Source organism: Rhodococcus sp. IEGM 1302, from assembly GCF_030056935.1.
Classification (GTDB): Bacteria; Actinomycetota; Actinomycetes; order Mycobacteriales; family Mycobacteriaceae; genus Rhodococcus_F; species Rhodococcus_F qingshengii.
In genome coordinates this window covers 17,259-31,120 of the sequence record NZ_JASHKY010000025.1, presented here as the reverse complement: position 1 = coordinate 31,120, position 13,862 = coordinate 17,259, and the positions used below count along the sequence as shown (strand labels likewise).

Below are 13,862 nucleotides of genomic sequence, written 5' to 3'. Positions count from 1 at the left end.
CAGCCCATGACGACGTCGCGGCTTTCATCCATACCGATCCGAGTCGCCATCCTGGCGTCGACGCTTGCAGTTGCAGCCGGCTGCAGCACTGCAACGCCAGCTGCGAGCGCCGACTCCGAGCCCGTGTCAGGGGGCGATCTGACCTTTGCGATCAATACGTTTCCACCGTGCATCGACAAGACCCTGAACGGTCAAACTGCTACGGCATTCCATCCACTCTACGACAAACTCGTCGACCAGAACCTCGAGACCGGGGAGATAGTGCCTTGGTTGGCGACGTCCTGGGAGGTCCGGAACGACGGTCGACGATTCGTCTTCGCGCTGCGGGACGGCGTGACCTTCAGCAACGGCGAGCGTCTGGATGCGCAGGTTGTCGCGGACAACTTCGAAAGCCAGAAGAGACTGGGAGACAGTGGCTTCGCGACCACTGCGAAGTCACATCTCGCAAACTTCACTGGAGCGGAGGTACTCGACGCTTCCACTGTCGCACTCAATTTCTCGGAACCGTCAGCGGGCTTCCTTCAAGCCGCCCGCTCCGACACGCTCGCCATCATCGCACCGGAATCGTTGAAGAAGACGCCCGAAGAACGCTGCGCCCAGGGCGTTATCGCTTCCGGCCCGTTCGTACAGAAAGAACTGGAGACCAACGCGAAGGTCGTCCTCGCTCGTCGGGACGGGTACCACTGGGGATCCTCACTCAACAAGAACAAGGGAGAGGCCTATCTGGATTCGATCACCTTTTTGGTGGTCCCCGAATCCTCGGTGCGAATCGGCGGTTTGACGTCAGGACAACTGGACGCCGCGATCGACATTCCGAGCACAGACGTCGACCGGGCAGAAGGCGCCGGACTCACTGTCATCCCGTCCCTTGCTGCCGGCATCAACGACTCGCTCTTGCTCAACCCCACGTTCGCGCCGGTACTTGCGGACCTGAACGTGCGGCGTGCTTTGGTGAAGGGCATCGATACCCAGCAGATCATCGACACCACCTACACACCGAGTGACGAGAAAGCGCGAAGCATCTTGTCGGTGAAAGCGCCCGGCTACACCGATCTGTCGTCCGAGTACACCTATGACCCGTCGGGTGCGAAGTCACTGCTGGACGCCAGTGGATGGACAGTCGGCGGTGACGGATTCCGAACCAAGGACGGTGAGAAACTGACCGTCGAATTGGCCTACCGCAACCACCTCCCCCAATCGCAGTTCGAACTGATCCAATCTCAGCTGCGCGACATCGGAGTTGCAGTGAACTTGCAACCTCGCTCGACTGCCGAGGACAACGCCGCGAGAACCGACGGCACATGGGAATCGATCTACTTCCAGAGCTTGCGCGCCGACGGTGACGTACTGCTGGTGTTCAGTCCCACTCTCGGCTCGACCAAAGGCATCGCCTCGACTCCGGAGCTGAATGCATTGCTGGTCAAACAATCTCAGACCGTAGACGTCGATGCGAGAAACGGAGTGTTGAAGGAGATTCAGGAACTGATTGCCGATCAGGCACTGGCGATCCCGTTGCACGCCTCTTCGCTGATCTACGCGACGACTTCCGCGGTTCACGACCTGCGCATCCAAGCCGATCTCTACTCGGTGGACTTCGTGGATGCGTGGAAGAGCTAGCCCACACTTCGTGATCTCGACAACCTGCTTCGACAAACCCTCTTCCCGGAAGGAACCCGATGTTCACCCGTCCTCGCACCGCAACGCTTCTGATCTCTACCCTGGCCACAGTTACTCTCCTGGGTACCGCTTGCGGAAGCCCAGATGAAGAATCGACCGGGCAACACTCCGGTGCAACAACATCCAGTATCAACTTGTCGGCCGAGCAGAACCGCATCAGCACCGACAAGGTTGATTCGATCGCAGCGAAGGTCCCTCAGGAGTTCCGCGACCGGGGCACGATCCGAATCACCGGCAACGCTGGAACCGCTCCACCGTTGCGCTTCTATGCCGACGACGACAAGACTGTCATCGGTTCCGAGACCGACTTCGCGTATTTGATTGCAGAGGTGCTCGGGCTGAAAATCGACCTTCAGGTCGCGGATTGGGCGCAGAATTCGGTGCGGATCGATTCGGGAGACGCAGATGCGTTCATCTCCAACGTGACGGTCACCGAAGAGCGCAAAGAGAAATACGACTTCGCGACGTACCGCCTCGACACTCTCGCGTTCGAGGTCAGAAAGGACAGGAATCTCTCACTCGAGAAGCCGGAAGACATCGCCGGACTGAAGATCGGAGTCGGCGCTGCCACCAATCAGGAGGCTTTGCTGGTGAAGTGGAATGAGGACAACCTCGCAGCTGGGCGTGCTCCCGCTGAAATCACCGTGTACCAGAAGACCACTGACTACTACCTGCCGCTGTCTTCCGGTCGAATCGACGCTTACTTCGGCCCCAACCCGTCATCGCAGTTTCACGCTGCACAGACTGGCGAGAACGAAGTGATCGGTCAGTTCTCCGGAGCCGGTGAGGCCGCGTTGGGCCAGATCGGTGTACTGGTCAAGAAAGACAACGGCTTGGTACAACCGATCAGCGAGGCGATAGATCATCTCATCGAAAACGGCACATACGAGCAAGTTCTCGAGCGATGGAAGATCACCAACGAGGCAGTCGACAAGTCGCTGGTCAATCCCCCTGGCCTCCCGAAGACGAACAAATAGGAAAGGCGCACTCTAACTCGTCGCGGGGCGACTATTTCAGTCTGAACCGCGAGATCGACGGCGGACCATCGTATGCCTCGCCCGCCCCGTCGACCCGAGACCGTGCGCAGCGTGCTCCACCGGCTGCATCGCTTCATCGAAGGACACGCAGCACCAGCTGTCTCCAAGGTGATTCGAATGCTGAACTGGGAAGAACGCAGCAAGACAATGGAATCCGACCCAGGTTGTCAACCGAGTGCTAGCTTGGAGTTCCCGATTCAGGTCAGAGCAGGAGCTTCATCCATGAAACTGGCAGAGGCACTGGCGCTACGCAGTGACACCACTCGCAAGGTTGCGCACTTGCGCGAGCGGATCGTCGACAATGCACGCCACCAGGAGGGAGAAGTTCCCGCCGAAGACGCCGCCGTCCTTCTCGAAGAGCTGACGTCAACTCTGAGCGAACTCGAATGGTTGATGCGCGCGATCAATCGAACCAATGCGCAGGCGATCCTCGGAAACGGCACTGTCACAGATGCACTCGCCCATCGAGATGTGCTGCGTCTGAGACACTCTGCAGTCAATGCCGCTGCGGACGCCGCGTCGGGGCGCGAAGAGCGAGGTTACGGTCGTCAACTCCGATCAGAATTGGTCTATGTCGCGGCAGTCCCCGTCACCGAACTTCGGGCAATCGCGGACGACCTCGCCCGCGAGATTCGCGAGGTCGATACACAGATTCAACGAACGAATTGGGAGGTGGATCTGATCGAGTAAGCACGGCAGCGTTGGAGCAGGTAGTCGTTCGGCGAAGCGAGCACACACCGCGACCGGCGGTCTATCCGGTCACCTCTGAGCGCGGCGGGCAGCGCACATACACATTGCAGCCCTGCACGTCGTACAGGTAAAAGTGCACTACGCACACATCACCACCACGTGCTGATCGTCGATAGACGAGGGCGGGTTCGGGGCATCCAGCACTGTCGGCGACTACAGGTCGGTGCGTCTCCGATTGGGATGCAGGATGCACCTCAGTAGCGCGAATAGTGCTGCATCTCCTCGCGATCTGCAGCGCAGATGCACTTTCGATCGAGACCGCGGTCGGCAGTCACTGCGCAGAAGCGAACCCCGAGCGGATCGTGGGATTTCATACTGTGCTGACACGCCGGGCAGATCGACGGTGTTTTCTGATCCTCGTCAGTCGACTCGGATTGCCCTCGTGCATTCGACACATCGGACGGGTTCGACGCCATACCGGCGCTCCAGTTCTCGGCCGTTCGACCACAGACCGGGTTGGCGTCGAGGACGACATGGCTTGACCGCGCATATTCGAATGACCCTCGACGTACCCCACGCTACTCGCTTCGGCACACCGGTTTGTACCAATTTCTGCCCACGCGACAATCCCGGTCGAGCAGGATAGAACTACTGCACGCACCATTTCCGTGCAGGATTCGAATTCGTGCAGCATTCGTCGTGAAAGGGCTTCTCGTGAACACTTTCCAACGTGTATCCGCCGCCGTGAACGTAGTGGTCCAACCACTGATCGGCGCTCCGATCGTAGGCAAACTATTGGGCCGTTCCATGACCGTCATCACCTACGTCGGACGCAAGTCCGGTCGCACCTTCAGCGCGCCCGTGTCCTACAAACGAAAAGGCGACCATGTGACGATCGGCGTTGCCATGCCGGACAAGAAGAGTTGGTGGCGCAATTTCTACCCGGAACAAGGTCCGATCGTTCTCCAACTGGACGGTATCGATCGCCCCGGCGAGGCACTCGCACACCGAAAAGGCAAGGGTGTCTACGTCTCCGTCGAACTCGCTCCCGTCGACTGAGCGGATCGAACAGCCACCGGTGCAATCACATTCAGCTCACACCCACCGCCTCACGAGATCTGGGTGATTCAGATCTCGTGACGGTCGGGACCTTTGACTCTGTGCAATCGAGACTCGGTCTCGCACCCTTCGACGCGGGTTTTTTGTCGACCATCGGTCGGACAACCCGATCCTGTCGGGACATTACCGTCCGGTAACATCGACGGCAGGCGTGAGCTGGAAGAGGTGACCACCGTGACGATCGGCATCTATCTGGTCGACGACCACGAGATCGTCCGTCGTGGATTGGCAGACCTGTTGAATCAGGTATCGGGATTCAACGTTGTTGGCGAGGCGTCGTGTGTTCGCGAAGCCTCGGCCGGAATACCCGAATGCCGACCCGACGTGGTTGTCATGGACGTCAGACTTCCCGACGGTAACGGTGTGGAACTGTGCCGAGAACTGGCGTCGACCTACCCGAGCGCCGCCACTTTGATGCTCACGTCGTACTCCGACGACGACGCACTGCTCGACGCCCTGATCGCCGGCGCACGAGGATTCGTCCTCAAGAACATCCGCGGCCACGACCTGGTGTCGGCGATCCGCACGGTTGCTACCGGCAAGTCGCTGTTGAACACCCAGGCGGTGATCGGTTTGGTCCGGCGCATCCGGTCCGAACAGGAGTCGGGTACTGCGGCAGCCCTGTTGACCGATCAGGAGCTCTTGATCTTCGAGTTGATCGGCAAGGGACTGAGCAATCGAGAGATCAGCTCGCACGCAGAACTCTCGGAGAAAACAGTCAAGAACTACGTCTCACGCATCCTCGAGAAACTGGGTCTCGAACGTCGAACGCAGGCCGCAGTTCTGGCGACAAAGCTTCGTGCGGGCACTTCGCACCCGGATCCTTCCGGCCAGGCGACCACTCACCTGCTGACGCCGTCCGGCTCGCCCTTCTCCGCCACCACGGGCACGCACCATGCCAGGTAGCCGCGACGCGCTCATGCTCAGCCTTTTCGGCGACATCGCCGGAAGCGCGGAGCTGACTGCTCTCAACCCGACTGCAATTCCCAAACTGCTCAGTGCCGTGTTGACCGTCGGGTCCACACTCCAGCTCGACGAAACCCTGCAACAGATAGTCGACGTCGCGCGACATCTCCTCGAAGCGGACTACGGCGCGCTCGGCGTGAAATCCCCCGACGGACGCTTGTCCCGATTCATCCACTCCGGTATGACTCAGGGGCAGGTTGCCAAGATCGGGCATCTTCCCGAAGGTCACGGCCTGCTGGGCCTGGTCGTTCGAGAACCGTGCCCGGTTCGAACCGACCGAATCTCCTCGCATCCGTCCTCGGCAGGGTTTCCGACCAATCATCCGCCGATGGACACGTTTCTCGGTGTTCCGATCTTCGTCAGGGGCGAGGTGTTCGGCAGCATCTACCTCGCGGACAGCTCGGAACGGACTGCATTCGACGACCGCGACGAGGCTGTACTCCAGATTCTGGCAAATGCTGCGAGCATCGCCATCGACAATGCGCGTCTGTTCGAGGAATCCCGGACGCGAGAAGCCTGGCTCAAGGCCGTCGCCGCCGTCAATGCACGTCTGCTCAGCGGCGGATCCCGCGACGAGACGCTATCGGAACTGGTTCGGACGACGCGGCACCTCACGGATGGAAATCTTGTGTGCGTCGTTCGCTACGACCTCGGCAGAGAGCCGGTAGTCCACGTCGCCGATGCTGCTGATTCCCAGCCTGTCCCCGCGACCGGATCAGCCGTCGATCTGTCCGGGACCGTGATCGACGACGCTGCGCGGAGCCGGCGGCCGATCTCTGCACCACATGGCAGTTCCGTTCCGGCACTGAATGTTTCCGGCGACGAATCAGTGGTCGCACTCCCCCTCTCCGGGACCTCGTTCGGCGGCGGTGTTCTCTTCGCGTCACGCCGCAGCAACCGCCCGTGGGGAGTGGACGAGATCGAGCAACTGACGGCGATGGCAGACATCGCTTCTGTCACTGTCGAATTCGCAGAACAGCAACGGAAAGAAAGACTGGTCGACGTCCTCGAAGATCGCGACCGAATCGCGCGGGATCTCCATGACCACGTCATCCAACAGCTGTTCGCCACCGGGTTGAGTTTGCAGGGGGTGCTGCAACGTCCAGGCGACGAGGACACCGTTCGAACCGTATTGGACACCTCTGTCGATCAACTCGATCGAACAGTCCGTGAAATCCGCACCGCAGTCTTCGACCTCCATACGAGCGAGATGTCTACTCCCACAAGCCTGCGGCGGCGACTACTCGATGCCGTCAACGGTCTGTCCGGCCACTCGTCGATCACTCCCAGCGTCACTTTCGAGGGAACCATCGACAGTTCCGTCCCGTCTCGACTTGCCCCGCACGCCGAAGCCGTTGTGCGCGAGGGCTTGAGCAACGCTCTGCGGCATGCACATGCCGATGCCATCGACGTCACCATCCGGGCCACCGAGGAGCTTGTCATCAGCATCGTCGACGACGGTGTGGGAATCGACCAGGCAACCAGAATCCACGGTCTCGACAACCTGGCGACCCGCGCTCGTCAGTGCGGAGGCTCGAGCAACATCACCAGCGAGAACGGTGTCACCGAACTGGTGTGGCGTGTTCCGCTGAGCCCCAGGCGAAGTCCGTTGCCGATCCAGCATCGTTGAGCGTCAGAGCGGATCCAGTTGGGCCTTGAGCAGGCAGAACTCGTTACCTTCCGGATCGGCCAGGACATGCCATTGTTCGTGCCCTGTCTGGCCGATGTCGGCCGGCCGCGCACCAAGACTCAACAGGCGTTCCAGTTCGGCCTCCTGATCGCGATCGGTGGCGTTGACGTCGATATGCAGGCGGGGCTTACCCTTCTCCGGTTCGTCTCTGCGACTGAGGATGATCGTCGGCTGCGGACCGCCGAACCCTTCGCGTGGGCCGATCTCCAACGAACCGTCGTCCATTCGATCGAGCACGACGAAGTCCAGGACCTCGCACCAGAACCGGCCCAGCACCTCGGGTTCCCGGCAACCGAGCACCAGTTCACTGATACGACATGCCATGACCATCTCGCTTTCTTTCCGCTCGTGAAGACAACTCTCTCGACCGTACCGGACCACGTGATCTACGCCATGCCTCTGTTCCGATCCTAGGGACCTTTTCCCCTCGTCCAAGTTCCCGGTCGCCACGATCATTGCGTTATGTTCCACAGTCCCAGGCATTCTCGGTCTTTCGTCACGTCGATGTGCGTAGGCGGCCGTCGTGGTTGATCTAGCGCCCCGGCCGGTCGGTGAGGTCGATTCCCCCGCCGATGCAATTCCCCGAACCGCTCCGAAGGGTTCGAAACTGGTCGAGATCCTCAGGACCACCGATCACAAGATGATCGGTCTGATGTACATCGTGACTTCGTTTGCCTTCTTCTTGATCGGCGGACTGATGGCACTACTCATGCGCATGGAATTGACCGTTCCGGGAATGCAATTCCTGTCCAACGAGCAGTACAACCAGTTGTTCACCATGCACGGCACGATCATGCTCCTGCTGTACGCGACCCCGGTATTCTTCGGATTCGCCAACTACCTCATGCCACTGCAGATCGGGTCGCCGGACGTGTGTTTCCCGCGACTCAACGCCTTCAGCTACTGGCTCTATCTCTTCGGCGGCCTGATCGCGTCCGCCGGATTCGTAACACCTGGTGGTGCGGCAGATTTCGGCTGGACCGCCTACGTACCGCTCACCAGCGAACTCCACTCCCCCGGCATGGGCGCCGACCTGTGGATCATCGGTCTCGCTCTCGGTGGCGTCGGCACCATCCTCGGCGCAGTCAACATCGTTTCGACGATCGTCTGCCTGCGCGCCCCGGGTATGACGATGTTCCGCATGCCGATCTTCACGTGGAATGCGCTGGTCGCCAGCATGCTGATCCTCCTCGTTTTTCCGCTGCTCGCTGCTGCCTTGATCGGACTGTGGGTGGACCGGCACCTGGGAGCGCACCTGTTCGACCCCGCCACCGGTGGAGTCATGTTGTGGCAGCACCTGTTCTGGTTCTTCGGCCATCCCGAGGTCTACATTCTGGCGCTGCCGTTCTTCGGCATAGTCTCGGAGATCTTCCCCGTCTTCAGCCGCAAGCCGATCTTCGGATACACCGGATTGGTCTACGCAACATTGGGAATTGCTGCACTGTCGATCGCTGTGTGGGCGCACCACATGTACGCAACCGGCGCCGTTCTCCTCCCCTACTTCTCGTTCATGACCTTCCTGATCGCAGTTCCCACCGGAGTCAAGTTCTTCAACTGGATCGGCACCATGTGGAAGGGGCAGTTGACTTTCGAATCGCCCATGCTGTTCTCCGTCGGCTTCCTGGTCACATTCCTGTTCGGCGGACTCTCCGGCGTCATCCTTGCCAGCCCGCCCTTGGACTTTCATGTCACCGACTCGTACTTTGTTGTCGCGCATTTCCATTACGTCCTCTTCGGGACAATCGCGTTCGCGACATACGCCGGAATCTACTTCTGGTTCCCGAAAATGACCGGCCGGATGTTGGACGAGAAGCTCGCCAAGATCCATTTCTGGTTGACCCTGATCGGCTTTCACGCAACATTTCTCGTCCAGCATTGGCTCGGCGCCCAGGGCATGCCTCGGCGGTACGCGGACTACCTGCCATCGGACAATTTCACTCTTCTCAACACGATCTCGACCATCGGCGCGTTTGTGCTCGGAGCCTCGACGATTCCGTTCATCTGGAACGTTTTCAAGAGCTACCGGTACGGCCGAATTGTGACCGTCGACGATCCTTGGGGCTTCGGAAACTCGCTCGAATGGGCGACGTCCTGCCCACCACCGCGACACAACTTCACCGAACTCCCCCGAATCCGCAGTGAGCGGCCGGCATTCGAACTGCACTACCCCCACATGGTCGAAAGAATGCGCGACGAGGCGCATGTCGGACTGCTTGGTCACAAGTCGGTTTCCGACGTGAGAACTGAGGTGAAACAACATGAATGACGGCACGAAGCACCGAGCCTGGGCAGAAAAGCAGCACCACGAACGCCGAGCGAAACCCGGCCATCTCCTCGCCCCGTTGCTCGTGCTCATGTTCGCTGTCACGACGCTCGTGTGGTTGCCCCTGACGACTGCCGCGTGCTCGATAGTCGTCGCAGGATTGCTGTTCGGCACTGTCCTGCAAGCTAGTTCGCGTTCAACAGACACAGCTCGAGGAGTTCACGATGAAGCCCGAACTATCGACTGATCTCATCACCTCGGAGTGGTCCGCGGACGGAGCGGTGGTCGTGTGCATCGACGGATCCCCGGTGCGCCCCGACGTGATCACGTGGGCGGCTGAGTTCGCACATCGCCACGGTCTCTGGATGCGAATCGTTTTCGTAGCTCCGAGCGCCGATCTGAACACCTCGGCATCGCCGACCGGCCTGTTCATGGAGGCCATTCAGATCGCCGAGTCGGTGTCGCCAGATCTTCGGATCCGGACCGATCTGATCTCCGGGGAAAACACCGCAATCCTCACCGCGTTGACGTCCGAGGCCGCCTTGATCGTCGCAACACAGGACGATCCCGCCGCACCTGGACCGACATGTTCGTTCGCAAGAGTCGGAACACCGCGTGAAAGCAGCGCTGCGGCAGCCTTGCCGGTTGTCGTCGGTTTGGACGGAAGCGCCTACAGCGAAAGCGCTCTGGCCATCGCATTCAAGGAAGCAGAGGCAGCGAACACCGAACTGGTCGTCGTGCACGCAGCGCCGCCAGAGGCCGAGCTGCGTCGAGACTTCGCATCCGGGCACTCGCCCCAGCACTCGACGCCGCTGACGTGGCAACTGTCGGGTTGGGCCACGCTCTACCCTGGCGTCGCAATCCGTCAGATCGAGTTCGACGGCCCCTCGGTTGCCATTCTTGAACAACTCTCCACCGAGGCACGGCTTCTCGTCGTGGGTCGGCGTGGGCGAGGCTCGTTCGACGACACCGCTCTCGGCACCACGAGCAGTGCGATGATTCGAAAAGCACACTGCCCGGTCATCGTTGCCAGCGAAGCCTGAATCAGATCGTCACCCGGTCAGAAGCCGTAACTGTGGATGGGTGCGAGCTGACCGGAGTGATGGGCTTCGATTACGAAACGCTCGTGGTCGACCAACTTCTCCGGGAGTTCGTCAACCGGCCACCACCGCAGATCTGCAGATTTCAACGGCTCCATCCGGCGTGGTTCACCCGACCACGTGCGGCATTCGTAGAAGAAGTCCACTCGATGATCCACCGGTTCGCTCCCGTCCGCGTGGCGGCGATGCAACACGGTCAGCGGCTTCAGTTCCGAGGAAAGCAACTCGACACCAAGTTCTTCCGCAGCCTCCCGAACGGCAGCGTCGATCGCCGACTCCCCCAGTTCGACGTGGCCCGCAGCAGCGTGAGCCCAGTATCCGTCCATGAATCCCGTGCCCTCGCGCAATTGCAGCAGCACCTCGCGCCGTTGTACCGGGTTGCTTCGACAGAACATCACGTACACCGCTGGTACCAGCGCAAATTGATCGGCCACACGACCACGCTATCGTGCGCGTGAAATGACGGCGCCCCGCGAGAACAAGCTCGCGGGGCGTCGTCGACGATCTGCTGGATCAGTTCACGTCGAACCGGTCGAGGTCCATCACCTTGGTCCAGGCTGCGGCGAAGTCCTCGGCGAACTTCTGCTTGGCGTCTGCGCTGGCGTACACCTCGGCGAGTGCACGCAGTTGCGAATTCGATCCGAAAACGAGATCGACCGCAGTTGCCGTGTACTTCGGATCGCCCGTCACGCGATCAACACCGTCGTAGACGTTTTCGTCCGTCTTCGACGGCTTCCACTCGGTACCCATGTCGAGAAGGTTGACGAAGAAATCGTTGGTCAACGTCTCGGGACGATCGGTGAACACGCCGTGACGGGTATTGCCGAAGTTCGCGTTCAGCGCGCGAAGTCCGCCGACCAGCACTGTCACCTCGGGCGGGGTCAGCGACAGCATGTACGCGCGGTCGACCAACAGAATCTCTGCCGGAATCTTCTCGCCTCCCTTGAGGTAGTTCCGGAATCCGTCGGCCCGGGGTTCGAGTACCTCGAACGAGTCGACGTCTGTCTGCTCCTGCGTTGCGTCCGTACGTCCCGGAGTGAACGAGACCGTGATGTCCTGTCCGGCGTTCTTCGCAGCCTGTTCGACGGCCGCTGTACCACCCAGAACGATCAGGTCGGCGAGAGAAACCTTTGCTCCACCAGCCTGGTTGAAGTCCTGCTGAACCCGCTCGAGAGTCTGAAGCACCGCGGAGAGAGCTGTGGGCTCGTTGACTTCCCAATTCTTCTGCGGCTCCAGTCGGATTCGCGCACCGTTGGCGCCGCCGCGCATGTCCGTGCTGCGGAAGCTCGCGGCAGACGCCCACGCCGTCGATACCAACTGCGAAATGGACAGCCCGGAGTCGAGAAGTCGACTCTTGAGGATCGCGATGTCTGCGTCCCCGATCAGTTGATCATCGGCCGAGGGAACCGGGTCCTGCCACAGCTGCGGCTCGGGAACCCAAGGTCCCAGGTAGCGCGTGACCGGTCCCATGTCACGGTGAAGGAGCTTGTACCAAGCCTTGGCGAACTCTTCGGCGAATTCTTCCGGATGATCGAGCCAGCGCCGGGTGATCTTCTCGTATGTCGGATCCAGGCGTAGGGACAGGTCGGTCGTCAGCATCGTCGGGGTGCGTCCGGCCGACGAATCGAACGGATCCGGGATGGTGCCCGCCCCCGCGCCGTCCTTCGGAATCCACTGCCACGCACCCGCCGGACTCTTGGTCAGCTCCCAGTCGTAGCCGTACAGAATCTCCAAGAAGGTGTTGTCCCACTTCGTCGGAGTGGGAGTCCACACGACTTCGAGACCACTGGTGATCGCGTCCTTACCCACACCCGTGCCGAAGGCACTCTTCCAGCCCAGTCCCTGCTGCTCGATGGGAGCACCTTCCGGTTCCGGTCCGACGAGGTCGGCCGGTCCGGCTCCGTGCGTCTTGCCGAAGGTGTGACCGCCGGCGATCAGCGCAGCTGTCTCCACGTCGTTCATCGCCATGCGGGCGAACGTTTCTCGGATGTCGCGGGCGGCCGCTACCGGATCCGGTTGCCCGTTGGGTCCTTCGGGATTGACGTAGATCAGGCCCATCTGCACGGCTCCGAGCGGTCCGGACAGCTCACGGTCTCCGCTGTAACGCTCGTCGCCGAGCCAGGTGTCCTCGGGACCCCAGTAGATCTCCTCGGGCTCCCAGATGTCTTCTCGGCCGAATCCGAAGCCGAAGGTCTTGAACCCCATCGACTCCAGGGCGCAGTTGCCCGCGAACACCAGCAGGTCGGCCCAGGAAACCTGCTTTCCGTACTTCTGCTTCACGGGCCAAAGCAGGCGCCGGGCCTTGTCGAGGCTGGCGTTGTCCGGCCAACTGTTGAGCGGGGCGAAACGCTGAGCACCTTGGCCGCCACCGCCGCGGCCGTCTGCAATGCGATAGGTGCCGGCAGCATGCCAGCTCATACGCACGAAGAGTCCGCCGTAGTGCCCGTAGTCGGCCGGCCACCAATCCTGCGACGCCGTCATCAACGCGATGACGTCGCGCTTTAGCGCCTCGACATCGAGCTTGGCGAATTCCTGGGCGTAATCGAAGTCGGCACCCATAGGATTCGACTTCGACGAATGTGAATGCAAGACAGAGAGATCCGGCTGATTCGGCCACCAGTCGCTGTTTGTTCTCGGACGATTCCCGGTAGGCGTCGGAGACGGGATTGCGGGGTTTTCACTTTCGCTGGTGCTCTCGGTGTTTCCGTCGTGAGCAACCGGGCAACTATCGGACACGGTAATCCCTCCATGAGCGAGTAGAACGGACTTCGATCACGTTTGTGATCGCAAACTCTGAGTTGTCGAGCAGTCGGGACACAGGCCCCAGTAAATGACCTCGGCTTCGTCGAGAACGAAACCGTTGTGCGCCGACGGCGTCAAACACGGTGCCTCTCCGACTGCGCAGTCGACATCTGCAACGACCCCACAGGACCGGCAGACGACGTGATGATGGTTGTCGCCGACGCGTGACTCGTACAGCGCCACCGATCCGGACGGTTGGATCCGCCTGATCAGCCCGGCGTCGGTGAGAGCGTGCAACACGTCGTAGACCGCCTGCCGCGACACCCCCGGCAGAACAGCTCGCACAGCATCGAAGACAGTCTCGGTGGCTGCGTGTGGGCGTGCATGCACAACCTCGAGCACTGTGACTCTGGGACGAGTCACGCGAAGCTCAGCGTTACGCAGTTGGGCTGCATAATCCGGCGTCGAAGGCACCTTTCCACTATTGCGCAATCTTCTGGACTGAACCCAGACTTTCGCGAAAATCATCGCTGACAGGGCCCTCCCGACCGATTCGTCCGTGCTGGAAGTGAGCCGGA

At 60.7% G+C, this 13,862-nt stretch carries 14 protein-coding genes; 9 read left to right on the top strand and 5 right to left on the bottom strand.

Translation table 11 applies throughout. The features are described from left to right. Window positions 1–6: 6 nt before the first annotated feature. The 3 genes from QM609_RS24135 (at window position 7) to QM609_RS24125 (ending at window position 3,404) form a co-directional block, all read left to right on the top strand. On the top strand, window positions 7–1,617 hold the full coding sequence (locus QM609_RS24135) for an ABC transporter substrate-binding protein (protein WP_065352861.1): 1,611 nt from the start codon (window positions 7–9) through the stop codon (window positions 1,615–1,617). A 59-nt stretch (window positions 1,618–1,676) separates the two neighbouring features. Then, window positions 1,677–2,654 (top strand): ABC transporter substrate-binding protein, encoded by a 978-nt coding sequence (locus QM609_RS24130; protein ID WP_007726443.1) that lies wholly within the window; start codon window positions 1,677–1,679, stop codon window positions 2,652–2,654. A 282-nt stretch (window positions 2,655–2,936) separates the two neighbouring features. Continuing rightward, window positions 2,937–3,404, top strand: coding sequence for a DIP1984 family protein (locus QM609_RS24125; protein ID WP_007726442.1), 468 nt, complete (start codon window positions 2,937–2,939; stop codon window positions 3,402–3,404). 254 nt (window positions 3,405–3,658) lie between these two features. Here the strand turns inward: QM609_RS24125 and QM609_RS24120 are convergent, their stop codons facing one another. Beyond that, window positions 3,659–3,880, bottom strand: a complete 222-nt coding sequence (locus tag QM609_RS24120) for an RGCVC family protein (protein WP_042925672.1) — start codon at window positions 3,878–3,880, stop codon at window positions 3,659–3,661. Between the two features lie 238 nt (window positions 3,881–4,118). Here QM609_RS24120 and QM609_RS24115 point away from each other — a divergent pair, with 238 nt between their 5' ends. The 3 genes from QM609_RS24115 to QM609_RS24105 all read left to right on the top strand — a co-directional run bounded on the left by QM609_RS24115 (window position 4,119) and on the right by QM609_RS24105 (window position 7,119). Next, the gene (locus tag QM609_RS24115) at window positions 4,119–4,463 is read left to right on the top strand and encodes a PNPOx family protein (RefSeq protein WP_037129595.1); all 345 of its coding nucleotides are present in this window, start codon (window positions 4,119–4,121) and stop codon (window positions 4,461–4,463) included. Window positions 4,464–4,697: 234 nt separating this feature from the next. Then, a complete protein-coding gene (locus QM609_RS24110; protein ID WP_039972719.1) occupies window positions 4,698–5,429 on the top strand; it encodes a response regulator transcription factor in 732 nt (243 codons plus the stop codon). Then, window positions 5,419–7,119, top strand: a complete 1,701-nt coding sequence (locus QM609_RS24105; protein WP_039972680.1) for a sensor histidine kinase — start codon at window positions 5,419–5,421, stop codon at window positions 7,117–7,119. The genes QM609_RS24110 and QM609_RS24105 overlap by 11 nt, the downstream gene beginning before the upstream one ends. A 3-nt stretch (window positions 7,120–7,122) precedes the next feature. On the opposite strand, the gene QM609_RS24100 is transcribed toward QM609_RS24105, so the two are convergent. Beyond that, complete coding sequence (locus QM609_RS24100) at window positions 7,123–7,503, bottom strand: VOC family protein (RefSeq protein ID WP_007726436.1); 381 nt, start codon at window positions 7,501–7,503, stop codon at window positions 7,123–7,125. A gap of 199 nt (window positions 7,504–7,702) precedes the next feature. Here QM609_RS24100 and ctaD point away from each other — a divergent pair, with 199 nt between their 5' ends. The 3 genes from ctaD to QM609_RS24085 are packed head-to-tail and all read left to right on the top strand — an operon-like array spanning window position 7,703 to window position 10,485. Beyond that, on the top strand, window positions 7,703–9,445 hold the full coding sequence (gene ctaD, locus QM609_RS24095; protein WP_007726434.1) for an aa3-type cytochrome oxidase subunit I: 1,743 nt from the start codon (window positions 7,703–7,705) through the stop codon (window positions 9,443–9,445). After that, window positions 9,438–9,689 carry a hypothetical protein gene (locus QM609_RS24090; RefSeq protein WP_076948770.1) on the top strand — a complete coding sequence of 84 codons (252 nt, stop codon included), beginning with the start codon at window positions 9,438–9,440 and terminating at the stop codon, window positions 9,687–9,689. The genes ctaD and QM609_RS24090 overlap by 8 nt, the downstream gene beginning before the upstream one ends. Further along, on the top strand, window positions 9,667–10,485 hold the full coding sequence (locus tag QM609_RS24085) for a universal stress protein (protein WP_064114278.1): 819 nt from the start codon (window positions 9,667–9,669) through the stop codon (window positions 10,483–10,485). Before QM609_RS24090 ends, QM609_RS24085 begins: the two co-directional genes overlap by 23 nt. A 17-nt stretch (window positions 10,486–10,502) precedes the next feature. Here the strand turns inward: QM609_RS24085 and QM609_RS24080 are convergent, their stop codons facing one another. The 3 genes from QM609_RS24080 to QM609_RS24070 all read right to left on the bottom strand — a co-directional run bounded on the left by QM609_RS24080 (window position 10,503) and on the right by QM609_RS24070 (window position 13,758). Beyond that, on the bottom strand, window positions 10,503–10,976 hold the full coding sequence (locus tag QM609_RS24080) for an NUDIX hydrolase (RefSeq protein ID WP_003941446.1): 474 nt from the start codon (window positions 10,974–10,976) through the stop codon (window positions 10,503–10,505). 79 nt (window positions 10,977–11,055) lie between these two features. Continuing rightward, window positions 11,056–13,278 (bottom strand): catalase/peroxidase HPI, encoded by a 2,223-nt coding sequence (katG, locus tag QM609_RS24075; protein ID WP_149357789.1) that lies wholly within the window; start codon window positions 13,276–13,278, stop codon window positions 11,056–11,058. Window positions 13,279–13,314: 36 nt separating this feature from the next. Continuing rightward, window positions 13,315–13,758 (bottom strand): Fur family transcriptional regulator, encoded by a 444-nt coding sequence (locus QM609_RS24070; protein WP_037129600.1) that lies wholly within the window; start codon window positions 13,756–13,758, stop codon window positions 13,315–13,317. Window positions 13,759–13,862 lie beyond the last annotated feature (104 nt).